28 protein-coding genes and 1 tRNA gene are annotated in these 26271 nt (G+C 68.0%); 24 read left to right on the top strand and 5 right to left on the bottom strand.

What is annotated here, in order from left to right; translation table 11 throughout:
* The first annotated feature begins 4 nt into the window (after nt 1-4).
* Genes ACSQ19_RS00240 through ACSQ19_RS00250 form a run of 3 tightly spaced genes read left to right on the top strand, consistent with a single transcriptional unit; the run spans nt 5 to nt 2051 of the window.
* A complete protein-coding gene (locus tag ACSQ19_RS00240; RefSeq protein ID WP_435999158.1) occupies nt 5-1213 on the top strand; it encodes a PQQ-dependent sugar dehydrogenase in 1209 nt (402 codons plus the stop codon).
* An 11-nt stretch (nt 1214-1224) separates the two neighbouring features.
* Complete coding sequence (locus tag ACSQ19_RS00245) at nt 1225-1605, top strand: hypothetical protein (RefSeq protein ID WP_435999160.1); 381 nt, start codon at nt 1225-1227, stop codon at nt 1603-1605.
* Nucleotides 1602-2051 carry a PaaI family thioesterase gene (locus ACSQ19_RS00250; protein ID WP_435999162.1) on the top strand — a complete coding sequence of 150 codons (450 nt, stop codon included), beginning with the start codon at nt 1602-1604 and terminating at the stop codon, nt 2049-2051. The genes ACSQ19_RS00245 and ACSQ19_RS00250 overlap by 4 nt, the downstream gene beginning before the upstream one ends.
* A gap of 629 nt (nt 2052-2680) precedes the next feature.
* Here the strand turns inward: ACSQ19_RS00250 and ACSQ19_RS00255 are convergent.
* Both ACSQ19_RS00255 and ACSQ19_RS00260 read right to left on the bottom strand, forming a co-directional pair.
* Nucleotides 2681-3478 (bottom strand): amidohydrolase, encoded by a 798-nt coding sequence (locus ACSQ19_RS00255; protein WP_435999164.1) that lies wholly within the window; start codon nt 3476-3478, stop codon nt 2681-2683.
* 18 nt (nt 3479-3496) lie between these two features.
* Complete coding sequence (locus tag ACSQ19_RS00260; RefSeq protein WP_435999166.1) at nt 3497-4648, bottom strand: pyridoxal phosphate-dependent aminotransferase; 1152 nt, start codon at nt 4646-4648, stop codon at nt 3497-3499.
* Nucleotides 4649-4717: 69 nt separating this feature from the next.
* Between ACSQ19_RS00260 and ACSQ19_RS00265 the strand changes: the two genes are divergently transcribed.
* From ACSQ19_RS00265 to ACSQ19_RS00360, 20 genes are all read left to right on the top strand, one after another.
* Complete coding sequence (locus ACSQ19_RS00265) at nt 4718-5224, top strand: DUF3293 domain-containing protein (RefSeq protein ID WP_299343157.1); 507 nt, start codon at nt 4718-4720, stop codon at nt 5222-5224.
* A gap of 104 nt (nt 5225-5328) precedes the next feature.
* Entirely contained in the window at nt 5329-5973 is a 645-nt protein-coding gene (gene ccmA / locus ACSQ19_RS00270) for a heme ABC exporter ATP-binding protein CcmA (RefSeq protein WP_296282734.1), read from the top strand.
* Nucleotides 5970-6656: a heme exporter protein CcmB gene (gene ccmB, locus ACSQ19_RS00275; protein WP_296282733.1), complete on the top strand. Its 687-nt coding sequence runs from the start codon at nt 5970-5972 to the stop codon at nt 6654-6656. Before ccmA ends, ccmB begins: the two co-directional genes overlap by 4 nt.
* A gap of 13 nt (nt 6657-6669) precedes the next feature.
* A complete protein-coding gene (locus tag ACSQ19_RS00280) occupies nt 6670-7428 on the top strand; it encodes a heme ABC transporter permease (RefSeq protein ID WP_435999169.1) in 759 nt (252 codons plus the stop codon).
* A complete protein-coding gene (locus tag ACSQ19_RS00285) occupies nt 7425-7592 on the top strand; it encodes a heme exporter protein CcmD (protein WP_296282731.1) in 168 nt (55 codons plus the stop codon). Before ACSQ19_RS00280 ends, ACSQ19_RS00285 begins: the two co-directional genes overlap by 4 nt.
* 3 nt (nt 7593-7595) lie before the next feature.
* Nucleotides 7596-8057: a cytochrome c maturation protein CcmE gene (gene ccmE, locus ACSQ19_RS00290; RefSeq protein WP_435999171.1), complete on the top strand. Its 462-nt coding sequence runs from the start codon at nt 7596-7598 to the stop codon at nt 8055-8057.
* 216 nt (nt 8058-8273) lie between these two features.
* A complete protein-coding gene (locus ACSQ19_RS00295) occupies nt 8274-10214 on the top strand; it encodes a heme lyase CcmF/NrfE family subunit (protein WP_435999173.1) in 1941 nt (646 codons plus the stop codon).
* Nucleotides 10211-10807, top strand: coding sequence for a DsbE family thiol:disulfide interchange protein (locus tag ACSQ19_RS00300; protein ID WP_435999175.1), 597 nt, complete (start codon nt 10211-10213; stop codon nt 10805-10807). Before ACSQ19_RS00295 ends, ACSQ19_RS00300 begins: the two co-directional genes overlap by 4 nt.
* Before the next feature lie 98 nt (nt 10808-10905).
* The gene (locus tag ACSQ19_RS00305) at nt 10906-11331 is read left to right on the top strand and encodes a cytochrome c-type biogenesis protein (protein WP_435999177.1); all 426 of its coding nucleotides are present in this window, start codon (nt 10906-10908) and stop codon (nt 11329-11331) included.
* Nucleotides 11331-12344 carry a c-type cytochrome biogenesis protein CcmI/CycH gene (locus tag ACSQ19_RS00310; protein ID WP_435999179.1) on the top strand — a complete coding sequence of 338 codons (1014 nt, stop codon included), beginning with the start codon at nt 11331-11333 and terminating at the stop codon, nt 12342-12344. The genes ACSQ19_RS00305 and ACSQ19_RS00310 overlap by 1 nt, the downstream gene beginning before the upstream one ends.
* 303 nt (nt 12345-12647) lie before the next feature.
* On the top strand, nt 12648-13580 hold the full coding sequence (locus tag ACSQ19_RS00315; RefSeq protein ID WP_435999181.1) for an endonuclease/exonuclease/phosphatase family protein: 933 nt from the start codon (nt 12648-12650) through the stop codon (nt 13578-13580).
* Between the two features lie 27 nt (nt 13581-13607).
* The gene (gene metX, locus ACSQ19_RS00320; protein WP_435999183.1) at nt 13608-14720 is read left to right on the top strand and encodes a homoserine O-acetyltransferase MetX; all 1113 of its coding nucleotides are present in this window, start codon (nt 13608-13610) and stop codon (nt 14718-14720) included.
* A gap of 242 nt (nt 14721-14962) precedes the next feature.
* Nucleotides 14963-15550: a cysteine dioxygenase family protein gene (locus ACSQ19_RS00325; RefSeq protein WP_299343145.1), complete on the top strand. Its 588-nt coding sequence runs from the start codon at nt 14963-14965 to the stop codon at nt 15548-15550.
* Nucleotides 15551-15610: 60 nt separating this feature from the next.
* Nucleotides 15611-15696: transfer RNA gene (locus tag ACSQ19_RS00330), tRNA-Leu, on the top strand.
* A gap of 385 nt (nt 15697-16081) precedes the next feature.
* Nucleotides 16082-17089 (top strand): sensor histidine kinase, encoded by a 1008-nt coding sequence (locus tag ACSQ19_RS00335; protein WP_435999186.1) that lies wholly within the window; start codon nt 16082-16084, stop codon nt 17087-17089.
* Nucleotides 17086-17835 carry a LytR/AlgR family response regulator transcription factor gene (locus tag ACSQ19_RS00340; RefSeq protein ID WP_435999188.1) on the top strand — a complete coding sequence of 250 codons (750 nt, stop codon included), beginning with the start codon at nt 17086-17088 and terminating at the stop codon, nt 17833-17835. The genes ACSQ19_RS00335 and ACSQ19_RS00340 overlap by 4 nt, the downstream gene beginning before the upstream one ends.
* Nucleotides 17836-17952: 117 nt before the next feature.
* The gene (locus ACSQ19_RS00345; RefSeq protein ID WP_435999190.1) at nt 17953-19413 is read left to right on the top strand and encodes a serine hydrolase domain-containing protein; all 1461 of its coding nucleotides are present in this window, start codon (nt 17953-17955) and stop codon (nt 19411-19413) included.
* 73 nt (nt 19414-19486) lie between these two features.
* Nucleotides 19487-19783: a hypothetical protein gene (locus ACSQ19_RS00350; RefSeq protein ID WP_296282720.1), complete on the top strand. Its 297-nt coding sequence runs from the start codon at nt 19487-19489 to the stop codon at nt 19781-19783.
* A 60-nt stretch (nt 19784-19843) separates the two neighbouring features.
* The gene (locus ACSQ19_RS00355) at nt 19844-22099 is read left to right on the top strand and encodes a DUF5916 domain-containing protein (protein ID WP_435999192.1); all 2256 of its coding nucleotides are present in this window, start codon (nt 19844-19846) and stop codon (nt 22097-22099) included.
* Nucleotides 22100-22283: 184 nt separating this feature from the next.
* A complete protein-coding gene (locus ACSQ19_RS00360; protein ID WP_435999194.1) occupies nt 22284-22733 on the top strand; it encodes a hypothetical protein in 450 nt (149 codons plus the stop codon).
* Nucleotides 22734-22940: 207 nt separating this feature from the next.
* On the opposite strand, the gene ACSQ19_RS00365 is transcribed toward ACSQ19_RS00360, so the two are convergent.
* Together ACSQ19_RS00365 and ACSQ19_RS00370 are read right to left on the bottom strand one after the other, a co-directional pair.
* Nucleotides 22941-23327 (bottom strand): hypothetical protein, encoded by a 387-nt coding sequence (locus ACSQ19_RS00365; protein ID WP_435999196.1) that lies wholly within the window; start codon nt 23325-23327, stop codon nt 22941-22943.
* Nucleotides 23328-23566: 239 nt separating this feature from the next.
* Nucleotides 23567-24535 (bottom strand): SDR family oxidoreductase, encoded by a 969-nt coding sequence (locus ACSQ19_RS00370; RefSeq protein WP_435999198.1) that lies wholly within the window; start codon nt 24533-24535, stop codon nt 23567-23569.
* A 390-nt stretch (nt 24536-24925) separates the two neighbouring features.
* Here ACSQ19_RS00370 and arr point away from each other — a divergent pair, with 390 nt between their 5' ends.
* Nucleotides 24926-25327, top strand: a complete 402-nt coding sequence (arr, locus tag ACSQ19_RS00375) for an NAD(+)--rifampin ADP-ribosyltransferase (RefSeq protein WP_435999200.1) — start codon at nt 24926-24928, stop codon at nt 25325-25327.
* Between the two features lie 94 nt (nt 25328-25421).
* Here arr and ACSQ19_RS00380 read toward each other — a convergent pair whose 3' ends face one another.
* Nucleotides 25422-26180, bottom strand: coding sequence for a hypothetical protein (locus tag ACSQ19_RS00380; protein WP_435999201.1), 759 nt, complete (start codon nt 26178-26180; stop codon nt 25422-25424).
* Nucleotides 26181-26271 lie beyond the last annotated feature (91 nt).

The following is a 26271-nucleotide window of genomic DNA, read 5'->3' on the forward strand; positions in this document are numbered from 1 at the left end:
GACGTTGCGCAACGCCCACCATCGACTCGCCACCGCCCTCCTCCTCGCCCTGCCGTTGGCCGCCTGCGATTCCTCGGCCAACGGTGACGCGGCCAGGGCGTCGGCGCCCGCCGCCGCGCAGGCCGCACCCGCAGACCAGCCGTCGCAGACGCTGGCCAGCGCGCAGGGCCAGATCCGCGTCACCCGCGTCGCCAGCGGCCTCGACCACCCGTGGAGCCTCGCCTTCCTGCCGGATGGCGCCATGCTCGTCACCGAACGCAGCGGCCAGTTGCGCCGCGTCGGCGCGGACGGGGCGGTATCCGCGCCGATCACCGGCGTACCCAAGGTGTGGGCTACCGGTCAGGGCGGCCTGCTCGATGTCGTACTGGCGCCCGACTTCGCCAGCAGCCAGCGCATCTATCTGAGCTACGCCGAACCCGGCGAGAACGGCACCGCCGGCACCGCCGTCGCCTACGGCACGTTGTCCGGCGATGCACTGGCCGACGTCAAGGTCATCTACCGCCAGGAACCGAAGCTGGAAGGGCCGAACCACTTCGGTTCGCGCATCGTGTTCGACGATGCCGGCCACGTGTTCATCAGCCAGGGCGAACGCAACCAGCGCCCCACCGCGCAGGACCTCGGCAAGCTGCAGGGCAAGCTGGTGCGCCTGAACCTGGACGGCAGCGTGCCCAAGGACAACCCGTTCGTCGGCCGCGCCGATGCGCGCCCGGAGATCTACAGCTACGGCCATCGCAACATGCAGGGCATGGCACGCGATCCGCGCACGGGCAAGATCTGGCAGAACGAACACGGGCCGCGCGGCGGCGACGAGATCAACCTGCCGGAGGCCGGCAAGAACTACGGGTGGCCGGTCATCACCTACGGCATCAACTATTCGGGCCAGCCGATTCCCGAGGCCGAAGGCAAGGCGAAGGACGGCATGGAACAGCCCTACCACCTGTGGGAGAAGTCGCCCGGCGTGTCCGGCATGGCGTTCCTGACCGGCAAGACCGGCAGCCCATGGAACGACAGCCTGTTCATTGGCGCCCTGGCCGAGCGCAACCTGATCCGCCTGACGTTGCAGGGCGACAAGATCGTCGGCGAGGAGCGCCTGCTCAACGAGATCGGCGAGCGCGTGCGTGACGTGCGCGTGGATGCGAACGGCAATGTCTATGTCGTCACCGACGAGGACGACGGCAAGATCTGGCGCATCGAGCCGCCGAAGGCGCCATGAGGAGATCGTCGATGATGCGCGGCATCCTGTTCGCCTGGGTCCTCTCCGCCACCTTGCTGGCGCACGCGCAATCGCCCACGGACTACAGCGACGCCAAGCGGCGGGCGGATGCGGACGAGGCCTCATTGCCCGCGGCCAGCGCCAGTGCCCTGCGCGATGCACAGGGCATTGCGCTGGAGGCCGCCATCGCCGGCTGCGCGACGCCGACGGCGGATACGTCGCCGTTCGTGGTGGTGGCGGAACTGGACGCATCGGGCAAGGTCGTGCGTACCTGGCGGGAGGGCGGCACGCCGCTGGCGATCTGCGTGCAGAAGCGGATCAATGGCAGCACGCTGTCAGCGCCGCCGCGCGCGCCCTTCTTCACCTCTTTCGAGCTGAGCTTCACCCGATGAGCGACGCCGCGACCGACATCAACGCACTACTGCATGCACGGCTACCGGCCGGCGCGCCGTTGCAGATTCCGCCGCCCTGCCTGCTCGACATGCAGGGCGAGCCCATCGATTACGTGGAAGGCCAGTCGCTGGCGATGCGCTTTCCCGTGCTGCCTCGCTATCAGAATCCGATCGGGCACATGCAGGGCGGCTTCATAGTGGCCGCACTGGACAACACGCTGGGGCCGTTCTCGTACCTGATCGCGCCGCCGAGCGTGACCACCTCGCTCAATACGCAGTACCTGCGACCGGTGACGCAGGAGATGCCGCACATCATCTGCCATGCGCGTTTGGTCGAACGCACGCGCAATCAGTTGTTCCTCGCCGGCGAGGTGCGCGACGACGCGGGCCGGGTGCTGGCGATGTGCCAGGCGGTATGCCAGATCCTGCCGCAGAAGGCGGGTTGAGCGCACGGCAACACGTAGTGAGCGCGATACGCACACTGCGCATTAACCACTCGGGCTCAACCTCTTTCGGTTAAGTCTGATGTGTGCCGGCATGGTGCCGCTGGCCGCGGGGGCCCTACTTTTCTTTGCTTGTGCAAAGAAAAGTAGGCAAAAGAAACACCCCCCGGCGGTCCGCCCGCCGCTGCGCGGCGGGTGCGCAGTCACGACGGGAATTTTCGGACGGGGCCTCCTGCCCCGGCCGAAAACGGCGCACATCCTTGTGCGCCGCCCTGCGGGTTTTACCCGCCGTGACTGCCGGACCTAAAGGGGCCCCGAAAGCCGACACGGACAGATTCGGCGTGCATGCCTTTGACCTGGCTCTTCAGGGTCCCCATGAGGCACGGCGAGTGGGCCGGGTAAAACCCGAAGGGCGCCGCCCCGGATGGGCGGCGTTTTCGTATGGCACAGGGATGTGCCTTACGAAAATTCCCGGACCGCTCGCGGACCCGGAGCGAAGCGCAGGGCGTGCCGCCTGGGGTGTGCTTTCTTTGGTTACTTTCTTTGCACACGCAAAGAAAGTGACGCCTCGCGGCGAGCGCACCATGCTGGCTGCACCAGCAAGCTCGATACCGAGCACGACATCCGAGGGATCAACGCAACTCGAACCGATCCGCATCCAGCATCGCCGGGAACTTCTCCCGATGCGCCGCCAGCGCCGCCGCCGAGATCGTCGTCGTCACCACCCCCTCGCCAGCCGGCAACTCCACCACCGGCTGCCCCAGGAAATCGATCACCGCACTGTCGCCGCTGTACGCGTGCCCATTGCCGTCCGTACCCGCACGATTGACGGCGGCCACGTAGCACAGGTTCTCGATCGCCCGTGCCCGCAACAGCGTCTTCCACGCATACGCCCGCGGCGCTGGCCAGTTCGCGACGAACAACTGCAGATCGAAATCCAGCTGTCCCGGCCGCTCCACGTCGTACCGGTTGCGCGCGAACACCGGGAAGCGCAGGTCGTAGCAGACCAGCGGATTGATCCGCCAGCCCTTCCATTCGAGCGTCAGCCGCTCGCTGCCCGCGGCATACCGCATGTGCTCGTTGGCGTAGCGGAACAGATGACGCTTGTCGTAGTGCTGCAGATCGCCATCCGGCGTGGCGAACAGCAGGCGGTTGAATACGCCTTCCGCCGTGCGCAGCTGCACGCTGCCGGTGATCGCCGCATCGAGCGTCGCCGCCTGCTCACGGATCCACGCCACCGTGGCGCCGTCCATGCCTTCGGCCTGGTCGATGGCCTCGTTGCTGAAGCCGCTGGTGAAAGTCTCCGGCAACACCAATAGATCGGTCTGCCCGGCGAGCGGCGCGATCAACGCGCCGTAGTAGTCGCGGTTGCCCGCCGGATCGTGCCAGCGGGTCTCGCCCTGGACGAGGGAAATGCGGAGGTCCTGCATCTGTGTCTCCGTATCCGCTTACAGCGCCTTCAACCGCGCGATCGCCGCATCCAGCGTCGCCTCGTTCTTGGCGAAGCACAGTCGCGCCAGGCGCTGGCCGGTCGGCGGCGTTTCGTAGAACGGGGACAGCGGGATCGCGGTGACGCCATGCTCGACGGTCAACCACTTCACGAACTCGGCATCCGGGAGGTCGCTGACCGCCGAATAATCGACCAATTGGAAATAGCCGCCCGGCACCGGCAGCGGCACGCACTTCGTGCCCAGCAGTTGCTCGCGGAAGCGGTCGCGCTTCTCTTGGTAGAACGCGCCCAGTTGCTCGTAGTGCTCCGGTTCCTGCCGGATCATCGCGGCGAAGGCGTGCTGCGCCGGCGCGAACGTGCAGAACACGTTGTACTGGTGGACCTTGCGGAATTCCGCGCTCAGCGTCGGCGGCGCGATGGCGTAGCCGATCTTCCAGCCGGTGCAGTGGTAGGTCTTGCCGAAGCTGGAGACGACGAAGGCACGCGCGGCCAGCTCGGGATACCGCAGGATCGATTCATGGCGGCGGCCGTCGAACACGATGTGCTCATAGACCTCGTCGGAAATCAGGTAGATGCCGGTGCCTTCCAGCAGCGCCGACAGCGCGCGGATATCCGCTTCGTCGAACATCGCGCCGGACGGGTTGTGCGGGCTGTTGATGATCAGCAACCGCGTCTTCGGCGTGATGGCGGCGCGCACGCGGTTCCAGTCCACCGCAAACGTCTGCGGATCGAGCGGCACATGCACGGCACGCGCGCCGGCCAGGTCGATCGCCGGTTCGTAGCTGTCGTAGGCCGGGTCCAGCACGATGACTTCTTCGCCCGGGCGCACCACGGCGTGGATCGCGTTGAACAACGCCTCGGTGGCGCCGCTGGTCACGGTGATCTCGGTATCCGGGTTCACTTCACGGCCGTAACAGCGCAGCACCTTCTCCGCGATGGCCTGGCGCAGCGGCGCCACGCCGGTCATCGGGGCGTACTGGTTGTGGCCATCGCGCATCGCGCGGTCCAGCTCGTCAACCAGTCGCTGCGGAACGGCGAAATCCGGGAAACCCTGCCCCAGGTTGACCGCGCCGTGCTCGGCGGCGAGCTGCGACATCACGGTGAAGATAGTGGTGCCCACCTTGGGCAGCTTGGTCTGCGGCTGGGACATCCTGGGGCGGGCACTCGATGAAGGGAATGCGGAGTGTACGCGCTGGGCGTTACGCGCGATGATGCGGCCATGGCCGACCACCGCGTTCCCGCTGCCGGCGCGACCCTCGGGGATGTCCCCGAGGCGGAACGCGCACGGCTGGCCACGGCCTGGGCTGCCGCGCACTATTTCGTCACCGTGGGCCGGCAGGAATGGCTGTTCCGCACCGGCTCGACCGCGCCGGATGTCGAACGCCAGGTCATGGCGACCCGCTATCTGTTCATCACCGCGTGGAACCCGCCACCCGGCGAGGCGCCGCGCCCGGTCAACGACATCGCGCAGGAACGCCTGCACGCACGCCTGCACGCGCTGGGGTTGTCATTCCACCCGGCGCTGGGCTGCAACAATCAGGGAGGCATGGTCGAACACGGCTGCCTGGTGCTGGACGCCACGCTGGAACAGGCCGACGCCCTGGCGCGCGAGTTCGGCCAGGGCGGCACGCTGTTCTGGCACGCTGACACGCCGGTGCGACTGCGGATGATGTGGCCGCGCCCGCCGCAGGCCGACGGCGACCCGCATACCGACTGGGTGGGGTGACGGACCGCGACCGTCTGTCGCAGGCGGCCGGACCGGCCCGGCCGTTTAGAATGGGCGTTTGATCCGACAGGACACCCCGCTCCCGCCCGGGAACGCCCGATCCGATGACCGACGCCGCTTCCCGCCACCCGCCCTTGCTGGCTGCCCGTGCCCTGGCGTTCTCGCGCAACGACGAGCCGGTGTTCGGGCCGCTGGATTTCGCCGTGGATGCGGGCGAGGCGCTGCTGGTGCAGGGCGGCAACGGGGTCGGCAAGACCACCCTGCTGCGGGTGCTGGCCGGCCTGCTGCATGCCGATGCCGGTCAGATCGACATCGACGGGCAGCCGGCCGGGCCATCGCGCCGCGCGCATGCGATGGCCTATCTCGGCCACCTGCCCGCGCTGAAGGCCGACCTGAACACGCTGGAAAACCTCAACTTCCTCTGCGGCCTGCACGGTCGCCGTGCACGCCAGATGCCGGGCAACGCCCTGGCGATGGTCGGCCTGGCCGGCTACGAGGATGCGTTCGCACGCCAACTATCCGCAGGCCAGAAGAAGCGGCTTTCGCTTGCACGGCTGTGGCTGTCGCCGTCGCCGCTGTGGCTGCTGGACGAGCCCTACGCCAATCTCGACCTGGAGGGCATTACCCTGGTGAACCGGATGATTTCCGCGCACCTGCGCGAGGGGGGTGCCGCACTGGTCACCACGCATGGTGCCTACGCCGCTCCCCCCGTGCAAACGCGGATGCTGGTGATGGAGCGCCCGGCATGAGCGCCGCGCCCTCCCTGCTGCAGACCGCGCGCGCCCTGATCGTGCGCGACGTGCAACTGCTGTGGCGCCGCCGGGGCGATGCGATGCAGCCGGCACTGTTCGCGTTGCTGGTGGTGGTGCTGTTCGCCCTCGGCCTGGGAACCGCGCCGCTGGTGTTGTCGAAAGTGGCGCCGGCGGTGCTGTGGGTCGCCGTGCTGCTGGCCGGCCTGCTGTCGCTGGACACGCTGTTCCGCGGCGATGCCGAGGACGGTTCGCTCGAACAATGGATCCTCGCCCCCGTGCCGCTGGCCTGGCTGGTACTGGTGCGCGTATTGACCCACTGGGCCACCACCGCCCTGCCGCTGGTGCTCGCCGCGCCGCTGCTGGGCGAGATGCTGCACCTGCCGCGCAACGACCTGCCGATGCTGCTCGCCACGCTCGCGCTGGGCACGCCGCTGCTGAGCCTGCTGGGTGCGGTGGTCGCGGCGCTGACGGTCGGCATGAGGCGCTCTGGTATCCTTGTGGCCCTGCTGGCGCTGCCGCTGTACGTGCCGGTGCTGGTGTTCGGCGCGGGCGCCGTGGCCGCCAACGCGCAAGGGCTGGATGCCTCCGGCGCCCTCCTCTGGCTGGCCGCCGGCCTGCTGCTGTCGCTGTTGCTGGCGCCGCTGGCCGCCGCCGCGGCGATCCGCATCGCCCTGACCTGAAGAACGTGGCTGCATGAATCCTCTCGTCCGCTGGTTCCATCAACTCGGCTCGCCTCCCACCTTCGACCGCTTCGCCGCTCGCTGGACGCCGTGGTGCTACCTCGCCGCCATCGTGCTGCTGGGCGTGGGCCTGTGGCAGGCGCTGTTCGTGGTGCCAGCCGACTACCAGCAGGGCGACAGTTTCCGCATCCTCTACATCCACGTGCCCAGCGCATGGATGAGCATGTTCGTGTTCGGCCTGATGGCGTTCTACGCGGCCATCGCACTGATCTGGCGTATCAAGCTGTGCGAGATCCTGGCGATGGCGTGCGCGCCCACCGGTGCCGCCTTCACCGTCATCACCCTGGCTACCGGCAGCATCTGGGGCAAGCCGATGTGGGGCACGTGGTGGGACTGGGACCCCCGCCTGACCACCGAGCTGATCCTGCTGTTCCTTTACCTCGGCGTGATGGGCCTGTACGGCGCCATCGACGACCGCCGCAACGCCGCGCGCGCGGCGGGCCTGCTGGCCATCGTCGGCGTGGCGATCCTGCCGGTGATCCGCTACTCCGTGGTGTGGTGGAACTCGCTGCACCAGGGCCAGACCATCCGCGTGTTCGGCGAATCCAGCATGGACGACAGCATGATCCTGCCTCTGGTGCTGATGGTGGTCGCGACGAAGTTCTGGTTCGCCGGCTCGCTGCTGGCGCGTGCGCGCGCCGACAACCTGCGTCGCGAGGCCGGCAAGGACTGGGTTGCGAAACTCGCTGCCGCGAAGGAGGTCGCGCCGTGAGCTACCTCGAATACGTCATCGGCGCCTACGCCGTCTTCGCCGTGGTACTGGGCTGGGATTTCCTCGCCCCGCGCCTGCAGGTGCGCCGTGAACTGCGCGCCGCCCGCCAACGTGTGGCGCGCGATGCCCGCCGCGGCGCCGCCCCCGCCGACCTGGAACGCTGACAGATGAATCCCGTTCGACGCCGTCGCCTGCTGTTCGTGCTGCTCGCCGTCGTGGTGGCCGGCATCGCCACCGCGCTGATCGCGATGGCCCTGCAGCGCAACGTGGCCTACCTCTACACGCCCGCCGAAGTGCTGCGCGGTGAAGCCGGCGAATCCCGGTTCCGCCTGGGCGGCATGGTGGAGAAAGGATCGTTCAAGCGCGAACCCGGCTCGTTGGTCTCGCAGTTCGCCGTCACCGACGGCGACGCCCAGCTGACGGTGCGCTACGACAAGATCCTGCCGGATCTGTTCCGCGAGGGGCAGGCCGTGGTCGCGACCGGCTCCATGCAGGACGGCGTCTTCATCGCCACCGACGTGCTGGCCAAGCACGACGAGGCCTACATGCCCAAGGAAGTCGCCGACAAGATGGGCAAGGCGCATCAGAAGCATGATGTGCAGGCGGCGCCGGCGGGGTCGCCGAATTGATCCTCGCGCCCGCTGACAGTTTCCTTCTCCCCGCGAGCGCGGAGGAGGTGCCCGAAGGGCGCATGAGGGGCGCTTTTGGCTCTCCGCACATGCGCACGAAGCGTAGCCCGCGCACCCGGCCACTCTTTGATCGTCTGAACACCCGCAACTCCGCTCGCCCCTCACCCGCCTTCGGTACCCTCTCCCCGCTACGCAGGGCGAGGGGATGGAATACGCATGCTTCCTGAACTCGGACAAATCGCGCTGATCCTGGCGCTGCTGGTTGCGATCCTGCAGGCGGTGCTGCCGCTGGCGGGCGCGCACCGCAACAAGGCGGCGTGGATGGACGTGGCGCGCCCCGCCGCCTACGCGCAGTTGTGGCTGGTGATGCTGGCCTTCATCGCGCTGACGGTGGCATTCGTGAAGCAGGACTTCTCGGTCAAGTACGTGGCCGACAATTCCAACTCGCTGCTGCCGATGGTTTACCGCTATACCGCCGTGTGGGGCTCGCACGAAGGCTCGCTGCTGCTGTGGGCGCTGGTGCTGGCGTTGTGGACCGGTGCCGTGGCCCTGTTCTCGCGTGGCCTGCCGCCGGTGGTGATGGCGCGCGTGCTGGGGGTGATGGGCGTGGTCGCCATCGGTTTCCTCGCCTTCCTCATCTTCACCTCGAATCCCTTCGTGCGCCTGCTGCCCTCGCCGGGCGAGGGGCGCGACCTCAACCCGCTGCTGCAGGATCCGGGGATGATCATCCATCCGCCGCTGCTGTACGTGGGCTACGTGGGCTTCGTGGTGCCGTTCGCGTTCGCGATCGCCGCCCTGCTCGACGGCCACGTGGATGCGCGCTGGCTGCGCTGGACGCGGCCGTGGACGAACGTGGCCTGGGGCTTCCTGACGCTGGGCATCGCGCTGGGCAGCTGGTGGGCGTACTACGAACTGGGCTGGGGCGGCTGGTGGTTCTGGGACCCGGTCGAGAACGCCAGCTTCATGCCGTGGCTGGTCGGCGCGGCGCTGATCCATTCGCAGGCGGTCACGGAGAAGCGGGGCGCGTTCCGCGGCTGGACACTGTTGCTCGCCATCGCCGCCTTCTCGCTGTCGCTGCTGGGCACGTTCCTGGTGCGCTCGGGCGTGATCACCAGCGTGCACGCGTTCGCCGCCGATCCCACGCGCGGCGTGTTCATCCTGATCTTCCTCGGCATCGTCATCGGCAGCTCGCTGCTGCTGTACGCGCTACGCGCGCCGCAGCTGGCCGACGACGCCTCGGAGAAGTCGTACTTCGCCGCCAGCTCCCGCGAGACGTTGCTGCTGGCCAACAACCTGCTGCTGACCGCCGCCTGCGCGATGGTGCTGCTGGGCACGCTGTACCCGCTGATCGCCGATGCGCTGGATCTGGGCAAGATCTCCGTCGGCCCGCCGTACTTCAGCCTGCTGTTCATCGTGCTGATGGCGCCACTGGTGGCGCTGGTGCCGTTCGGCCCGCTCGCCAAGTGGCAACGCGAAAACCCGCGCAAACTGGCGGCGATGCTGCTGCCGTGGGCCGGCCTGGCCCTGGTGCTGGCCGCAATCGCTTACGTCATGGCGCCGCAGGGCAAGCTGAAGGTGGCCGCCGGCATCCTCGGCGCAGCGTGGGTCGGCCTAGGCACGCTGCGCTTCCTGTGGCAGCGCCTGCGCGCGAACGGCCGCGTCACGCCCGAGATGCTCGGCATGACACTCGCGCACACCGGCATCGCCGTGTTCCTGGTCGGCGCGCTGCTGGTCGAAGGCCTGAACGTGCAGCGCGAACTGGCGGTGAAGCCGGGCCAGACGGTCGAGGTCGGCCGCTGGGGTTTCCATTTCCAGGGCGTCGATGAAACCCAGGGGCCCAACTATCTGTCCGACCGCGGCCACGTGCAGGTACTGCGCGACGGCCAGCCGGTGGTATTGCTGCATCCGGAGAAGCGTGCCTACGCCAGCGGTGGCCAGGTGATGACCGAAGCCGGCATCAAGCCCGGCGTACTGGGCGATGTCTACGTCGCCATCGGCGAACCACTGGGCAACGACGCGTGGGCGCTGCGCGTGCACATCAAACCCTTCGTCCGCTGGATCTGGCTCGGCGCCGCGCTGATGGCGCTGGGCGGCTTCGTCACCGCCGCCGATCGCCGGTTCCGAAACCACAAGAAACAAGAGGCGCGTCCCGCATGAACAACGCATCCGAACTCCCGCCGTCGCCGCCGCGCTCGCGCGGTGCGCTGACGTTCGCGCTGGTCATCATCGGCCTGTTCTTCGTCGGCCTGATGGGCCTGCTGTACTACGGCGTGAAGCAGTCGGACCGCGCCGGGCGCGATGCGTTGCCCTCCCCGCTGATCGGCAAGCCGGCGCCCGCGTTCGACCTGCCGCTGCTGCACGACCCCGCCAAGCGCACCACCAACGCCGACCTCGCCGGCCAGCCCTACGTGATGAACGTGTGGGGCAGCTGGTGCCCGGAATGCCGCGTCGAGCATCCCATCCTCACCAAGTTCGCACTGACCAAGCGCGTGCGCTTCATCGGCTACAACCTCAAGGACGAACGCGAGGACGCCCTGCGCTGGCTGGACCAGTTCGGCAACCCGTACATGATGGTCGTCGCCGACCTCGAAGGCCGCACCGCGATCGACTGGGGCATCTACGGTGCGCCGGAAACCTTCCTGGTCGACGGCCAGGGCGTGATCCGCTGGAAGCATGTCGGCGCCATCGACCAGGCCATCATCGACAACCAGCTGATTCCCGCGCTGGAAAAGATCGAAGCCGGCCGATGACCGCATTCCCGACATCAAGGCTCCCTCGCAGAGCCGAGCTTGCTCGGCTGCGCGGTGCCGCAACGAAGAGCAGCCGAGCAAGCTCGGCTCTACGGTGGGTGCTCGCCCTGTGCCTGGCCGTTTGCAGTTTCACTGCCTTCGCGCAGGCCAGCGATCCCACGCCGCTGCAGTTCCGCGATGATGCCGAGGAAGTCCGCTTCCACAAGCTGACCGCCGAACTGCGCTGCGTGATGTGCCAGAACCAGTCGCTGGCCGACTCCAACGCGCAGATCGCGCACGACCTGCGCCGCGAAGTGCTGGACCTGATGCGGCAGGGCAAGGACGACGCGCAGGTGAAGCAGTTCCTGGTCGACCGCTATGGCGAGTTCGTGCTGTACAAGCCCGACGTCGCGCCCGGCACCTACATCCTCTGGTTCGGGCCGCTGCTCCTGCTGCTCGCCGGCGGTTTCTGGGTCGCCCGCATCGTCGCCCGGCGCGCGAAGCAGTCAGCGCCCGCCATCGACGACACCGACCAGGAGTGGTGATGACCCCGTTCGTGATCCTCGCCATCGTGCTGTCGCTGGGCGTGCTGCTGGCCGTGCTGTGGCCGTTGTGGCGCGATGCGCGCGGACTGGTGCTGGCCGGCGTCGCCACGCTGGGCATCGCCACGTTCGCGCTGTACCGCGTGGTCGGCACGCCGGCGGCACTGGAACCCGAAGCGGCATCCGCCGCCATGCCCGCCACGCTGGACGAGGCGGTCGCGCAACTGGAGGCCGAACTGAAGAAGCAGCCGAACGAGCCCGAAGGCTGGCGCCTGCTGGGCAAGTCCTACGCGGCCCTCCAGCGTTACGACGACGCACAGAAGGCGTTCGAGCGCGCGGTGCAGCTGTTGCCCACCGATGCCGACCTGCTGGTCGAAGCGGCGCAGGCGCGCCTGTTCAACAATGCCGACCGCAAGCTCGATGCGCAGGCGATCGCGCTGCTCGACAAGGCGCTGGCGATCAATCCCGATCACCAGCGCGCGCTGTGGTTCGTGGGACTGGCGCAGCGGCAGGAGGGCAGGCACGCGGACGCGGCCAAGACTTGGGAGCCGCTGCTGGCCAAGGTGGACCCGAACACCGCGGCCACCCTGCGCACGCAGATCAACGAAGCCCGCGCGGCAGCCGGCCTGCCCCCTCTGGCCGACGCCGCGCCCGCCGCCGGCAGCGCGCCGGCGCTGCTCACGGTGACCGTCGACCTGGCGCCTGCCCTGAAGGACAAGCTCGCTCCCGGCGACACACTGTTCGTCTTCGCCCGCCAGGTGGGTGGCCCGCCGATGCCTGTCGCGGCCCGGCGCCTGCCGGTATCCGACTTTCCGGTCACCGTGCCGCTCGGCGATGGCGACAGCCCGATGCCGACGCTGAAGCTGTCGCAGCTCCCGCAGGTGCAACTGGTCGCCCGCATCGCCAAGGGCAACGGCCCCGCCGCGCAGCCCGGCGATCTGGAAGCGACCGCCGTCACCGCCGACGTCAAGGCCGGCAACACCTACGCGCTGACCATCGACCGCGTGGTGCCGTAAGGCACAGTGTGTCGCTCCCTTCTCCCCGCCTGCGGGGAGAAGGTGCCGAAGGCGGATGAGGGGCGCTCTTTTGCGCGACACCTTCGCCTCCCTGTGTAGACGCGCGTTGACGCTGATCGCAACGTCAGCTTCCCTACTCCGTTCGCCCCTCACCCGCCCTCCGGGCACCCTCTCCCCGCTTCGCAGGGCGAGGGATGTCGATTCCGCATCGCGGGTGGCGCAGCATGCACGGCGCCTGCATGACATGGCATGACCTCTGCGCCTTGCCTACACTCCGGCGATGATCCCTCTCCCGTCTGCCGCATGAGCCGCGCACGCATCGTTTCCCGGCTTGCGCCATGGATCGCCACGCCCGCCCTGATCGGACTCCTGCTGCCACTGCAGCGCGCGTGGCTGCCGGGCCAGGGATCTCTCGGCTGGGCCTTGGACCTGTTCGCGCACTGGCAGCCGCTCTACGCCCTGGCATGGATGCTCGCCTGCGCGCTCGGCACGTTGCGCGACAGGCGCTGGCTGTTGGGTCTGCCATTGCTTGCCGTGCCGTGGTTGACAGCCAGTCCCGTCGCACCGCACGCAGACGGGCCACCGGCGCTGGTCATCGCCGTCACCAACGTCAACATCCGCCAACGCGACCCCGCTGCACTGCTCGCCTGGCTGGATCACCAGCCGGCCCACATCGTCGTGCTGACCGAGCTGTCGCCCGACTACGCGGAGGCGCTGGCGCGTCAGGGCTACGGCGGGTTCCCGCACCGGGCATTGCATCCGCTGGCATCGCCGCCGGGGCTGGGCATCCTGTCCGACCGTCCCCTGCACGACGTGCGCGTGGTGCCCGATCGTCTGGGTGCACTGAGGATGGAAGCCGGCGTGGATATCGAAGATCGACGCATCCGCTTCGTCGCCGCACATCCGAAGCCGCCGATGGCCACGCGCAAGTACCGCGCACGCGATGGCCTGCTGCGCGAACTCGCGGCATCGGCCGCACGGGAGCCGATGATAGTCGCCGGCGACCTCAATGCCACGCCCTGGTCCAGCGCCCTGCTGGGCGCGGACCTGCATCCGCTGACGCGCGCCACCGGCTGGGCGCCGACCTATCCGAGCGAAGGCAAAGGCCTGTTCGGCATCGGCATCGATCACGTGCTGGTCTCGTCCGAGTTTGCCGGCACGGGCGCGGAACGCGGCCCCGACATCGGTTCGGACCACTTGCCAGTCCGTGTCAACGTGCACTGGCAGGGCGAATAGCACCGTCCGGATCGCTACACTTGGCGGATGACCGAATTCATCCCCCCCGGCACCCGCTTCCATCCCCTGCCCTCGCCGTTCCGCATGAAGCGCGGTGGCTCGCTGCATGGTGCACGGATGGCGTACGAGACGTGGGGCACGTTGAACGAACGGCGCGACAACGCGGTGCTGATCGTCACCGGGCTGTCGCCGGATGCGCATGCGGCGCGCAATGCGGGCAACGATGCCGAGGGCTGGTGGGAAGCGATGGTGGGGCCGGGCAAGCCGATCGATACCGACCGCTGGTTCGTGGTGTGCGTGAATTCGCTCGGCAGCTGCAAGGGTTCGACGGGTCCGGCATCGGTCAATCCCGGCACCGGCACGCTGTACCGCCTCGATTTCCCCGAGCTGTCCGTGGAAGACGGCGCCCACGCGGCCTTCGACGTGGTGCGCGGGCTGGGCATCGAGCAGCTGGCCTGCATCATCGGCAACTCGATGGGCGGGATGACGGCGCTGGCCTATCTGCTGCTGCATCCGGGCGCCGCGCGCACGCACATCAACATCTCGGGCAGTGCGCAGGCGCTGCCGTTCTCCATCGCGATCCGCTCGCTGCAGCGCGAGGCGATCCGCCTGGACCCGAACTGGAACGGTGGCCAGTACGACGATGCGTCGTATCCGGAATCCGGCATGCGCATGGCGCGCAAGCTGGGGGTCATCACCTACCGTTCGGCGCTGGAGTGGGATGGCCGCTTCGGCCGCGTGCGGCTGGAGTCGGATCGTCCGGATGAGGAACCGTTCGGGCTGGAATTCCAGGTGGAGAGCTACCTGGAAGGCCACGCGCGCCGCTTCGTGCGCCGCTTCGATCCCAATTGCTATCTCTATCTCAGCCGGTCGATGGACTGGTTCGACCTGGCGGAGTATGCCGGAGGCGACGTCGAGAAGGGGCTGGCGAAGATCCGGGTGCAGCGCGCCCTGGCGATCGGGGCCACCACCGACATCCTGTTCCCGCTGCAACAGCAGCAGCAGATCGCCGAGGGACTGGCTGCCGGAGGGGCACAGGCGGACTTCTTGCCGCTGGAATCGCCGCAGGGGCACGATGCATTTCTGGTGGATTTCGAGCGGTTCGGGCCAGCCATACGGGATTTCCTGGCAGGCGTCTGAGCCCCGCTGCTCCTTCTCCCTGCTCGGCGGGGAGAAGGTGCCCGGAGGGCGGATGAGGGGCGAGCGCGGTATCTGACCCCTGCACGTGCGCATTGCCGCTCCGCTCACCCCACCCCTCACCCGCCTTCGGCACCTGCTCCCCGCAAGCGGGGCGAGGGAAAAAGCCGGCCATCCCGCACCGCAAAACTCCCTCCCCGCCCCAGCCGGCTAAAATGGCTTCACACTTTCAAGCGGGCCGTGCCATGACCCTCGATTTCCCCGGCGCCGACAAGCTGGTCGCTTCGCTGGATGCCGCCGTCACCCTGGGTGACGACCGCGCCGTCACCGATGCGCTGCGCAAGTCGCTGTGCGAGTTGATCTGCGACGAGGAGGTCAGCCTGCCGTCCTGCGTGCTGGAGCCCATCTCGGACCACTACGCGCGCCGTGAGCTGTACACCAGTCCGGAGCACGGCTACAGCGTGATCGCGATGACCTGGGGCCCGGGCCAGGGGACCAAGATCCACGATCACTCGGGCATGTGGTGCGTGGAAGGCGTGTGGCGCGGGCGGCTGGAGATCACGCAGTACGAGCTGGCCGAGCATGACGATGTGCGCTATCGCTTCATCCAGGCGGGCACGATCGAGGCCGGCACCGGATCGGCCGGCAGCCTGATCCCGCCGCACGAGTACCACACCATCCGCAACCCGAGCGACAAGGCCATCGCGGTCAGTCTGCATGTGTACCAGCGCACGATGGTCCGCTGCGGCATCTTCACGCCGGAGGAAGAGGCCGGCGCCGAGGGCTGGCAGCGCCGCGGCGAGCGCTTACTGGGGACGGACCAGGTCAACTGAGGCGCGGCGGGCTCTGCCCCTGTCGGCCAGGGGTCGGGCTCGGCTATACTCCGCGTCCGCGCCGGAGTGGCGGAACGGTAGACGCAGCGGACTCAAAATCCGCCGCCCTTAAAAGCGTGTGGGTTCGAGTCCCACCTCCGGCACCAAGATCAAACCCTGGACCCCCAGGGTTTTTTCGTTTGTGGCGCTTGGGCGTGCGGAGTCCAGTGTCCGCTGACGGCCAGAAGCCGATGTCTGCTACGAGTAGAGGTCGAAAAGCCTAGCCCTGGACTACGAATGCACTCCATCCGATTCACTTGCGGCGAGCAACCTCTATCCAAGAGAAGGCGTTGTCGTTCGTCCTGGCGCATGGGTTAACCCTTCGGGCGCGCGGGACTGGCTTGGCAGCGGCCCGTCGTGGTGAACTGACCATGGAGTTCGTCGCTTGGACTATCCACTCGTATGACATCGGCACCCTTGGACCGGCGGGTACTCCCACCTTTCTGGCTACCGGTACTGGCCGGCCTGCCGCTGGGCGCCTGCCTGTTGGTGATGGCACTGCCACTTCTGGGCCATGGCCACGCGACGCTGTCGCGTACCTTGTATCTGTCCGCTTTCGTGCTGTGGCTACTGCCGCTGACCGCACTGCAGCGCTGGCTGTGGCGGCGCAGCACGCCGGGCTGGCGCATCGCCCTGGTGCTGCTTGCGGCTACCTACGCGATGGCGCTGGCCACGCGCCTGCTGAGCGTGGCCGTGCAGGCGATGACGTCGGGCAGCCTCGCGCGGCTGATGACACCGGGCGCGGTAGACGTACCGCTGTTGTTCCGCGGCCTGGAGGGCGCGTGGCTGGTGCTGGTTGCCTACTGCGCGATCCACGCGGTGGTGGCCTATTACGCCGCGCTGCGACAGGAGCAGGCAGACCATCTGGAAGCGCGTTCGCTTGCACGCGACGCCGAACTGCGCGCGCTGCGCTACCAGCTGCAGCCGCACTTCCTGTTCAACACGCTCAATGCGGTGTCCACCTTGATCGCGGAAGGCCACGGCGCGGACGCACGGCAGATGCTGGCACGGCTCAGCGACTTCCTGCGCACGGTGCTCAAGGCACAGCCACGCCACGAGGTGACGCTGGCCGAGGAAATCGCCATGACCGAGGCCTACCTGGAAGTGGAAAAGGCCCGGCTGGGGAGGCGCCTGCAGTTGGCCTGGCAACTGGGCGACGGCGTGCTCGCCGCCTACGTGCCCTATCTGCTGCTGCAGCCGCTGGTGGAGAACGCGATCCGACACGGCATCGCACCCCGTCGCGCACCAGGACGGCTCGACCTGCGCATCGTCCGTGACGGCACGCGGCTCGAGCTCCACCTGCTCAACGATCTGCCGGACACCGACGACGCACCTTCGCCGCCCGACGGCGCCCGCGAAGCCGTCGGCCTGGACAACGTGCGTGGCCGGCTGGCGCGCCTGTACCCGGGCGACGCTGCGCTGGAGACCGGCATCGAGGGCGACCGCTACCACGTGCACCTGACGCTGCCGCTACGCCTGCATGCCGGAGCGAGCGCATGATCCGCGCCGCGGTGGTCGACGACGAACCCCTCGCACGACGTGGCGTGATCTCGCAACTGGCCACGTTCGACGACGTGGTACTGGCCGGCGAATACGAAGACGGTCCCACCGCCCTGGCGGGACTGCGCGAGACGCTACCGGACCTGGTGTTCCTTGATGTGCAGATGCCGGGCATGAACGGCCTCGACGTGCTGGCCGCGCTGCCGCCCGAACGACGTCCGCTCGCTATCCTGCTGACAGCGCACGAAGGCTTCGCGGTGCGTGCGTTCGCACTGAACGCCGTGGACTACCTGCTAAAGCCGCTCGACGACCCGCGCTTCGGCGAGGCGGTGGCGCGCGCGCGCAGCCTGCTTCGTCTGCGCAGCCTCGATGCGTCGGCGGTGGAGGCCCGCGCGGCCGCACCGCTGCGTCCGTTGCAAAAGTTTCTGGTCCGGATCGGCAGCCGTACGCTCTTCATCCGCGCCGATGCGGTGGAATGGATCAGCGCCGATGGCGACTATGCAGTGCTGCACGTCGGCGCGCGTACGTACATGGTGCGGGAATCTCTGCACCAGCTCGCGGCGCAGATGGACCCTGCGCGCTTCGTCCGCGTGCACCGCTCCTCGATCGTGCGCCTGGACCAGGTGGCGGAACTGCAGCCGCTGACCAACCGAGATGCCGTGTTACGCCTGCACGACGGCACACCCGTGCGGGTCAGCCGCACCTATATCGACGCACTGCTCGTGGCGCTGCACGCACGCGCCTGACGGTCGCGTACGCGGCGCACCACCGGATCGGCGCGCCGCAGGCACGCACAACCGCACGCTGCGCGACATCACCGGACGGCGTCACTAGGTTGAAGGCTCCCCGACCGGAGCCGACCGATGCCAGCCCCATCTCCCTTCACGCATGCACGCACACGCCTGAGCGCGGCGTGCATCCTCGCGCTGCTCGCGACCGCCGTGCCCGCGATGGCGTCCGATACCTGCAGCACCGCGCCCGCCGACGCCGCCAGCACCACCTCGCAACGACTGCTGCAGGCTCTGGTGGAGACCAACGGCGTACCCGGCATGGGCGCGGCGGTATGGCGCGATGGCCGCGTCGCCTGGACGGGCTGTGCCGGCCTGCGCGATGTCGAAGCGCGCGCGCCAGTGCAACGCGACACCGTGTTCCGATTGGCCAGCGTATCCAAGGTCATAGCCACCACGGCGGCGGCGAAGCTGATCGAAGACGGCCGGCTCGACATCGATGCCGCAGTCGGCGCCACCTTGCCCTGGCTGACGCCTGCGTGGTCGCGAGTGACCGTACGCCAACTCGCCGCACACATCTCCGGCGCGCCGCACTACGCGGGCAACGATCTGCAGACGCTCGGCAAGGTCCGCTATCCCACCGCGCGCGATGCCGTCGGCTATTTCTCCGACCGCGCTCTACTGTCCACGCCGGGCACGAAGTATTCCTACTCCTCCTGGGGTTACACGTTGATCGGCGCGATGATCGAAGCGCGCTCGGGCCTGCACTTCCTCGACTACGTGCGCCAGCACGTCACCGACGGACTGGCCATCCTGGCAGATGGCGACGCGCCGTCCGCGCAGGCATCCGTTCTTTACGACATTGAGCACGGACCCGCACGGCGCGTCCCGAACACGGACATGAGCTACACCTGGCCCGGCGGTGGACTGGCGGCCACGCCCGAGGCGCTGGCGACCTTCGGTGGCCGCCTGCTCGACCACCAAATCGTTGGCGCCGCGCGGTGGGAGGCGATGCTGCAACCCACCCTGCTGGCCGACGGCACCCCGGTGCATGAGCGCGACTACGATGTGGGCTTCGGCTGGCGCGTCGGCCGCGATGCCGATGGCGACCGGATCGCGCACCACGCCGGCACTACCACCGGCGCACGTAGCGTGTTGCTCCTGTGGCCCGGACAGGGCACCGCCGTCGGCGTACTGTCGAATGCGATGTGGGTGTCGGCGATCGAAACCACTGCGGAACTGCTGGCCGCGCCGTTCCGCACGCCGCCGGCCAGCCTGACGGCCGCGGCATGCCCCGTCGGCGCACGCCTGACCGGCGCGCTTAAGGACGAACACTTCGAACTCGACGCGACGTTCCGCCTCGAACACGGCCGCTGCGTTGGCGACTTCGTCGCACCCAAACCTCTGCGCGACTTCTTCGCCAGCGCGTATGCGTGGCCCGGACACCGCCTGCGCATCGTCGCGCTTGCCGACGACGGCATGCTGTCGCGTGCAGCTCTCGCCACGCCTTACGGCCTGTACGACCTGCGTGCCGTACGTGACGGCGAATGGACGGTGTCCCTCAACGCCACGTCCACGCTGACCCTGACGCGCTAAGCCGCGTGCGCGCGCGTCCCCGGGGCCGGCACGCGCGATCCCTCACGGCCCCATCATGGAAAGGAACCACACGATGCGTTTCCGCACTCTCGCCTGCATCAGTCTCGCCGTCTTCTGTCTCGCTACTGTCGGCTGCAGTTCGATCGCAAGCCGCACCAACTCCCTCTCCGACGAACGCATCCTGTCCGAAACCGGCGGCGTGCTCGGTTTGTCTCCGTCGGAACTCACCCTGATCGAGCGCCGCACCGAAGGCACCAATACCTACGTCACCTTAAAGGCGCGCAATGGCAAGACCTATGCGTGCACCGTCAACGGCGGCAACCTGCTGTCGTTCGGCATGACCAATCCCCCGGTCTGTCAGCCGCGCTGAAACATCCTCGCCGCGACCGCGCCCGGTCGCGGCCTTCTTCTCTCCCATAGGACCCCGTCGATGCGCACACGCGGCCCATCACGGCGCGTGCGTGCGCGCCTGTTCTTTCTCCTCTGCAGCGGACTGGTGGTACCGGCCACGCAGGCGGCCATCGTGGTCGACGGTCGCCTGGACGAACCGGAGTGGCGCGACGCGGTGCAGTACCGCGATTTCCGCGTGGTGGCCCCATACCTGCTGTCGCACGCCCCAGATAGCGCAGCGACGGTGGCGTACCTGCTGTCCACGCCGGATGGACTGGTGGTGGGGTTCACCCTCACACAGTCAGACGACTATCCGCGCATCAGACCCCGCCTCGAACGCGATCAGGACACGCGCGCCGATCGGGTCGCGGTGATGATCGACTTCGACGCTGACGGCCGTACTGCTTACAGCTTCGGCGTGGACCTGTCCGGCTCGGTTCAGGACGGCGTGGTGACCAACGAGAACCAGCTTGCCACCGACTGGGACACCGACTGGACCTGGGCGGTGAGCGAGCACGACGCCGGCTGGCAGGTGGAACTGCTTCTGCCATGGACGGTGGCGCCGATGCGCGGCGCGGATGCACCCACCCGCGACATTGCCGTCCACTTCAGCCGCACGCTGGGGGCCACGGGCGAACAGGTCGCTTATCCCGCCGTCTCGCCCGAGCGAGCGCGCTTCGTCTCCGCCTTCGAACGCGTGAACCTGGCGCAGTACCGCAAGGCGCTGCTGCACGTATGGCCGTACGCGACCGTCACCCACGACCGTCTCGAGGGCGACCACCGCCACAAGGCCGGCGTCGATCTGCTGTGGAAGCCGTCGCCCACCTTCCAGCTGGGCGCCACGGTCAATCCCGATTTCGGCCAGGTCGAATCAGACGACCTGGTCATCAGCTTCGACGCCGTGGAGACGTTCCAGAGCGACCGACGTCCGTTCTTCACCGAGAACCAGAGCATCTTCAAGCAGACCACACCCGATGCCGGCCGACTGGTGCACACACGGCGCATCGGCGCTGAGGCCGATGACGGCACCGGAATGGCCGACATCGCGGCCGCGATCAAGCTCAACGGCTCGCTCGGTGCGCTCGGCTACGGCCTGCTGTCCGCGAGCGAGCGCGGTCCCGTCGGCCGCGACTTCCAAGCAGCGCGCCTGCAGTACCCCGTATCGACCGGAATCAACGTCGGCTGGCTCGGGACTTATGTCCGCCGTCCGTTCCTGCAGCGCGAGGCCCGCGTGCACGCGGTCGACCTGAGCTGGCGCCGTGGCGAGCAACTGGTGGTCGATGCGCAGGTGCTCGCCAGCGAGGCAAACCAGCATGGAGTGACGCGCAGCGGCTCCGGTGCATGGCTCCGGCTGTTCTGGATGCCGTCGCCGAGCTGGACCTACGAAATGGAAGCTACCCATTTCGATCCCGACCTCGATTTCAACGACCTGGGCTACCAGCGCCGCGGCGATCTAGATGAGATCGAAGTCACTGGCGCCTACCTGCATCGCAGCCAAGGCCCGTCCTCTCGCCTGTCGACGGCGCGCTGGTCGCTGGAAGCGCAGGCACGGCGCAATCATCGCGGCGAACGTCTGCCGGACATGTGGATCGCGCGCGGCACCTTCGATCTGCGCAGCGGCACCCGGATCATCGTCGACAGCGTCACCAGCAGCGGCGGCTGGGACGACCGTTTCCTGCGCGGGCACGGCGCGGTGTGGTTCGGCCATCGGAACGAGGCAAGCGCCCGCGTGGTAAGCCGCCGCTTAGGTGCGTGGTCGTACGAGGCCGAATTATCGTTGGCGGCGCTCGGCCTGAGTACGCGTCTCTCGCAGGCCGCACGGTTTGCAGTGAACTGGTTCGCCGGCGACCGTTTCAACGCGAAGCTGGAACTTGCGCCGGATATCAGCAGGGACTGGTTGATCTGGGAAGGTGGCGATTGCGCGGGCCGCTACACGCGCCGAGGCGATGCGTTGAGGCTCGACGCCGCCTGGTTTCCCGGACGCCAGCACGAGCTGCGCTTGAAATCGGAATGGCTCGGGCTGCGTGCCGAGGGGGGCCAACGTTACCGGCGCGGCGCCGATGGCCGGCTGCATTACACCGGCGAGAAGCTCTCCGCGTTCGACATCAACCGCTTTGGCATCCAGCTGCGCTACCGGTATTTGCTCGGACCGCAGTCGGACGTCTACCTAGCGTGGTCGCGCGGCGGCCTGGGTGAGCATGAGCGCCGCCGCCCGGGCACTGCCCAGCTGTTCGAGGAGGCGCTGTCGCTGACCGATACCGATCAACTGGTAGCCAAGCTGCGCTATCGGTTCTGAAAGCAATCGAGATGCTGCTCTTCAAAAAAATGATCAAGTCGATCGATAGCAGAAAGCACTGCGGCTGCGCGACCGCATCGAACGCACCGGGGCCGATATCGCGAACAGCACCATAGGGAAATCGCTCCGCCGGACGTCTACCTTGGTGATCGGGCGCTGTTCGCGCCCCGTGCACCGTCGACCGATGATCAAAGACCACCCGAATCCCTACCTCCAGGCCTCGCTGCGCGCTCTATCCACCGCCCTGGATCGGTGTGCCCGGCAACTGCGCGCGGCGAAGGCCCCCGTAGAGCGCGAGGACATGGCACACCTGCTTCTCGCCGCCGCCCAGCGCCTCGCCCCCAACCGCAGGAACCCGGGAGAGCCGGTGAATCGCGCGCGTGCGGGTGCGGAGGTCTTTCCAGACTTCTGGCTGCGTTACGAACGCGAGAAGCGCGCGATGCGCTGGCACCTGTTCCACCAGGCCGCCGAGACCGCCGGACTCACGCCCGCGCACCTCGGCGAGTACCTCACGCTGACGGGGCGGCCCCTGATGGATCGCGTCCTGGAAAGCGAGGAAGGCTACCGCGAAGCCCTGGACTGGATCGAAGAGGCCCGTCGTACAGGTGACCGGTCTTCTCGCCGTGTCGAGTAAGACCACCCGGGCCCATACATAGGGCTCACCAAGTAAAGCCTCACCCCGACCTGTCCCTGCCCGCGTCGGATCGGACGTGCACGCCCCCGCCCGCGTTCGCGAATACAGGGGCCCGCGTGTGCTCGGGTCCTGACGACCGATGACCCGAATCGCAATGCCGTGACACTGGGCATGCCGGGCATGCAGTGCTCACCCCCCACGTGCACTCTACGGCGCACCCTCGAATACCAAGGTCACCTTTGGTCTTGCTGGATCACCCGCGCTGTACTGCGTCTGCGGGAACCCCAGATAGTCCGGGTAGCTCGCATGCAGCGTGTGGTTGGATCGCCACTGCAGCGTCAGCGGTACGTGATCGAACGGCGCGTCGAATCCGGCAACACCGTTGGAGGCCATGCACTCCGCCTCGCGCGAAGACTCCAGCACCGTTACCTGCGTCCGGCGATAGGTGGTGATGCTGCAGCCGCAATGGCGCAGCTCGGCCTTCAGCGTGCCGTCGGGAGAGGGCAGCGTATCGACGTACTCGTCCACGCAGCCGCAGGCGACCAGAATCGATGACAGCACGCACGCCACCAGCAGACGGAACAACGGCTTCATGATGGACGGACTCCATGGCGACACGATCTTCCTGACCCATCCTGCCAGCCATTTGCCCCATCGCAAAGCGACTGGGGACGGACTGAGCGGCAGGTGATTCCCGTCGATCACGCCGCGTCGTCATCATCGATAGGTAGACCGACGCTCCCGTGCGAAGCCGCCTCACTCACCCCACCCTACGTGCCCAGTGACTCTTGAAACTACGACGCTTGGGTCATGCCTTCGCCAATGCGGCGGCTTCACACCGTCGATCCCGCGTCCAGCGCCGCCTTCCGAGCACCCTGTGCCGTGCGACCGCCAAACACGATGCCTGTGAGGCGCTCCGACTCCTGCCACAGGCGCTCGGCGACGGCGACATCCTCCGCCTGCGGCGGCACCCTGGCCGCAACCGGATGGCCGCGTGTCTCGCTCAACCTGTCCGGCCCGTAGTAACCACCGGCCTGCGCCGTGGCTGCAGTCGCCGCGTACAGGGGCGGCAAAGCCCCTCGTTCCGGGGGCTGGAACAGGAACCACAGATAGCGGCGTGCCAGCGCTTGCGGACTGCCGGGGCCAGCGCCGTTGGGCAGCAGGTCCGTGCGCGAGATGCCGGGGTGTGCGGCGAGGCTCTGGATGCCCCACCCTTCGCGCACGCTCCGTCGCTGCAACTCGAACGCGAACAGCAGGCACGCCAGCTTCGACTGGCTGTAGGCGGCCATCGGCACATACCGACGGTGCGATTGCAGGTCGTCGAAATCGATCGCACCGCTGCGCGCGGCAATGCTCGACAGCGACACGACGCGCGCATGGCATCCCTCGCGCAGCAACGGCAGCAACCGGGCCGTCAGCGCGAAATGGCCCAGATGGTTCGTCCCCAGTTGCAGTTCGAAACCGTCGGTGGTCTCCTTGCGCTGGGGCGGCGTCATCACGGCCGCATTGTTGACCAGCAGGTCCAGGCTGCCGTGCGAACGCAGCACGGTGTCGGCGAAGGTCTCGATCGAGTCGAGGCTGGCCAGATCGACGGCGCCGAAGCGCACGCGCGCCCGCGGCGACACCTGGCTGATCTGCTCGACGGCGGCCGCGCCCTTGGCGGCGTTGCGTCCCGCCACGATCACCGTGGCACCTGCCCGTGCGAGCGCAAGGGACACGTGCAGGCCAATGCCGCCCGTTCCGGTGACCAGGACCGTGCGCCGCACCTGGGAGGGAATATCCGACGTCGTCCAGCCTGCCATGATCGTTACCTTGTGGAGGGAAGAAAGAAGAGCACGCACAGGCTTCGCACGACGAGCGACACGACGCAGCGCGGGGCACGACGACGCGGTGCATCGTCGCCGTGAGGCAGTGTCGCGACGCGACTTTAAGACGCGTTTAAGGCAGGCAACGCCATCGCGGATGGCGCATGCCAGTCGGCATCGCCTGCCTGCGGCGCTGCAAGGCTCGTTGGCCAACATCGATCCGGTTGGATGCTTCCGTTGCGACACACCTGAATCCAGGCACAAAAAAAGAGGCGCGCTGCGCCTCCCACCCTCAATGTATATAACGCCCCGGGGCTTGCGGCAAGGCCCGGGGCGGGCATCAGTATCGCCGGCCTGTCGATTCGGCAGGACACACGAGCTCCTCCCATGCGCGATACCCCGGTCTACTACCACGGCACCCAGGCAACACTCGTCCCCGGCGACCTGATCGTCGCAGGCCACGTTTCCAACTTCGGCAAACGCCGCGTCGCGAAGTACGTCTATCTGACCGCCATGCTGGAAGCTGCGACATGGGGCGCGGAACTGGCGGTCGGCTCGGGACGCGGGCACATCTACATCGTCGAGCCGACCGGCCCCTTCGAAGACGACCCCAACCTCACCGACAAGAAATTCCCCGGCAATCCGACGCGCTCCTACCGGACGCGCGACCCCTTGCGCGTGGTCGCGGAAGTACACGGCTGGGTCGGCCACTCGCCCGAACGACTCGCGGCCATGCGCGCACGCCTGGCCGAACTGGACCGGCAGGGCGTGGAGGCGATAGAGGATTGAAACTGAGCGGTGCGGGCGACGCACGCGCGTGAATGCGCGCGAGCGTCCACGTCGCTGGCTGATGCGTGACGCGCAGGCTGCTGCCGCGCGCGACTCACTTGCGGGCCGAGCGTCCCCGCTTCTTACCGCCGTCCGCCATGTCCGCACGGCTCTGCGCGAACTCGGGGAACGTGTCCTCGAGCGTGTCCTTGTCCGGCAGGATGTAGAACACCCCGCCCTTCTCGAACGTCGGCTGCATGATGTCGGTGTAGAACGTGGGCGCTACGTTGATGCACCCGTGCGTGATGCGGTTGTCGTCCGGTGTCGGCGACGCGAGTCGCTCTTCGCGCTTCTCGGCGGGAACCCCGGTGGCGGTCGGATGGATGGAGACCGCGGAATCGTAGTCCACCCACAGTACGCGTCCGGCGTCGATGGAGGGGCCGAAGCCACCCACGAAGCGACCTGCCGGCGTCGTGCGGTCACGGCCGGGAATCTCCCGAAGGGCAAGCCCCGCGACGCCGGGCGCCGTGTGATCGCCGACCGCAGATCCGAACAGGCCCGGTGCGGCGCCGCGCGGGCGACCCTCGCCGTCGAACACCAGGATCTGCGCCGCCGCCTTGTCGATGATGGCGAAGGGATACCCCTGGCTGTCCCTGGTCGCGACGATCCAGCCTGCGAGCGCGACGATCGTGTCGGAGACCTGCTGGCCTTCCGGAAGCTGGTCGGCACTGGTGGCCGTTTGCGCGGGCTTGGCCTCGGAGGCCTTGTCGGCCCGTGACGTGTCGGCCTGGGACTTGGCCGCAACAGAACCGGCGAACGCGAGCGTCAACAACAGCGCGCCGCTGGCGATACGGATGAAAGAATGCGGGCGCATACGGAGGGTGCGGTTCCTCGACACTGGAGCGATATCAGTACGCATCCCGGTGGCCTGTCGCGGCCACCGGGATGCGGATTCCACGATCCGT

Origin of the sequence: Pseudoxanthomonas sp. LjRoot127 (assembly GCF_964253495.1) — a bacterium.
GTDB lineage: Bacteria > Pseudomonadota > Gammaproteobacteria > Xanthomonadales > Xanthomonadaceae > Pseudoxanthomonas_A.

What these genes read in the sequence shown, in the direction of transcription:
- ACSQ19_RS00380 (WP_435999201.1), bottom strand. Translation starts at nt 26,180, where the DNA reads ATGCGCCCGCATTCTTTCATCCGTATCGCCAGCGGCGCGCTGTTGTTG.
- ACSQ19_RS00365 (WP_435999196.1), bottom strand. Translation starts at nt 23,327, where the DNA reads ATGAAGCCGTTGTTCCGTCTGCTGGTGGCGTGCGTGCTGTCATCGATT.
- ACSQ19_RS00360 (WP_435999194.1), top strand. Translation starts at nt 22,284, where the DNA reads ATGATCAAAGACCACCCGAATCCCTACCTCCAGGCCTCGCTGCGCGCT.
- ACSQ19_RS00335 (WP_435999186.1), top strand. Translation starts at nt 16,082, where the DNA reads ATGGCACTGCCACTTCTGGGCCATGGCCACGCGACGCTGTCGCGTACC.
- ACSQ19_RS00255 (WP_435999164.1), bottom strand. Translation starts at nt 3,478, where the DNA reads ATGCAGGACCTCCGCATTTCCCTCGTCCAGGGCGAGACCCGCTGGCAC.
- ACSQ19_RS00340 (WP_435999188.1), top strand. Translation starts at nt 17,086, where the DNA reads ATGATCCGCGCCGCGGTGGTCGACGACGAACCCCTCGCACGACGTGGC.
- ACSQ19_RS00370 (WP_435999198.1), bottom strand. Translation starts at nt 24,535, where the DNA reads ATGGCAGGCTGGACGACGTCGGATATTCCCTCCCAGGTGCGGCGCACG.
- ACSQ19_RS00250 (WP_435999162.1), top strand. Translation starts at nt 1,602, where the DNA reads ATGAGCGACGCCGCGACCGACATCAACGCACTACTGCATGCACGGCTA.
- ACSQ19_RS00245 (WP_435999160.1), top strand. Translation starts at nt 1,225, where the DNA reads ATGATGCGCGGCATCCTGTTCGCCTGGGTCCTCTCCGCCACCTTGCTG.
- ACSQ19_RS00295 (WP_435999173.1), top strand. Translation starts at nt 8,274, where the DNA reads ATGCTTCCTGAACTCGGACAAATCGCGCTGATCCTGGCGCTGCTGGTT.
- ccmA (WP_296282734.1), top strand. Translation starts at nt 5,329, where the DNA reads ATGACCGACGCCGCTTCCCGCCACCCGCCCTTGCTGGCTGCCCGTGCC.
- ACSQ19_RS00300 (WP_435999175.1), top strand. Translation starts at nt 10,211, where the DNA reads ATGAACAACGCATCCGAACTCCCGCCGTCGCCGCCGCGCTCGCGCGGT.
- ACSQ19_RS00260 (WP_435999166.1), bottom strand. Translation starts at nt 4,648, where the DNA reads ATGTCCCAGCCGCAGACCAAGCTGCCCAAGGTGGGCACCACTATCTTC.
- ACSQ19_RS00310 (WP_435999179.1), top strand. Translation starts at nt 11,331, where the DNA reads ATGACCCCGTTCGTGATCCTCGCCATCGTGCTGTCGCTGGGCGTGCTG.
- arr (WP_435999200.1), top strand. Translation starts at nt 24,926, where the DNA reads ATGCGCGATACCCCGGTCTACTACCACGGCACCCAGGCAACACTCGTC.
- ACSQ19_RS00315 (WP_435999181.1), top strand. Translation starts at nt 12,648, where the DNA reads ATGAGCCGCGCACGCATCGTTTCCCGGCTTGCGCCATGGATCGCCACG.
- ccmE (WP_435999171.1), top strand. Translation starts at nt 7,596, where the DNA reads ATGAATCCCGTTCGACGCCGTCGCCTGCTGTTCGTGCTGCTCGCCGTC.
- ACSQ19_RS00265 (WP_299343157.1), top strand. Translation starts at nt 4,718, where the DNA reads ATGGCCGACCACCGCGTTCCCGCTGCCGGCGCGACCCTCGGGGATGTC.
- metX (WP_435999183.1), top strand. Translation starts at nt 13,608, where the DNA reads ATGACCGAATTCATCCCCCCCGGCACCCGCTTCCATCCCCTGCCCTCG.
- ACSQ19_RS00280 (WP_435999169.1), top strand. Translation starts at nt 6,670, where the DNA reads ATGAATCCTCTCGTCCGCTGGTTCCATCAACTCGGCTCGCCTCCCACC.
- ACSQ19_RS00345 (WP_435999190.1), top strand. Translation starts at nt 17,953, where the DNA reads ATGCCAGCCCCATCTCCCTTCACGCATGCACGCACACGCCTGAGCGCG.
- ACSQ19_RS00355 (WP_435999192.1), top strand. Translation starts at nt 19,844, where the DNA reads ATGCGCACACGCGGCCCATCACGGCGCGTGCGTGCGCGCCTGTTCTTT.
- ACSQ19_RS00325 (WP_299343145.1), top strand. Translation starts at nt 14,963, where the DNA reads ATGACCCTCGATTTCCCCGGCGCCGACAAGCTGGTCGCTTCGCTGGAT.
- ACSQ19_RS00350 (WP_296282720.1), top strand. Translation starts at nt 19,487, where the DNA reads ATGCGTTTCCGCACTCTCGCCTGCATCAGTCTCGCCGTCTTCTGTCTC.
- ccmB (WP_296282733.1), top strand. Translation starts at nt 5,970, where the DNA reads ATGAGCGCCGCGCCCTCCCTGCTGCAGACCGCGCGCGCCCTGATCGTG.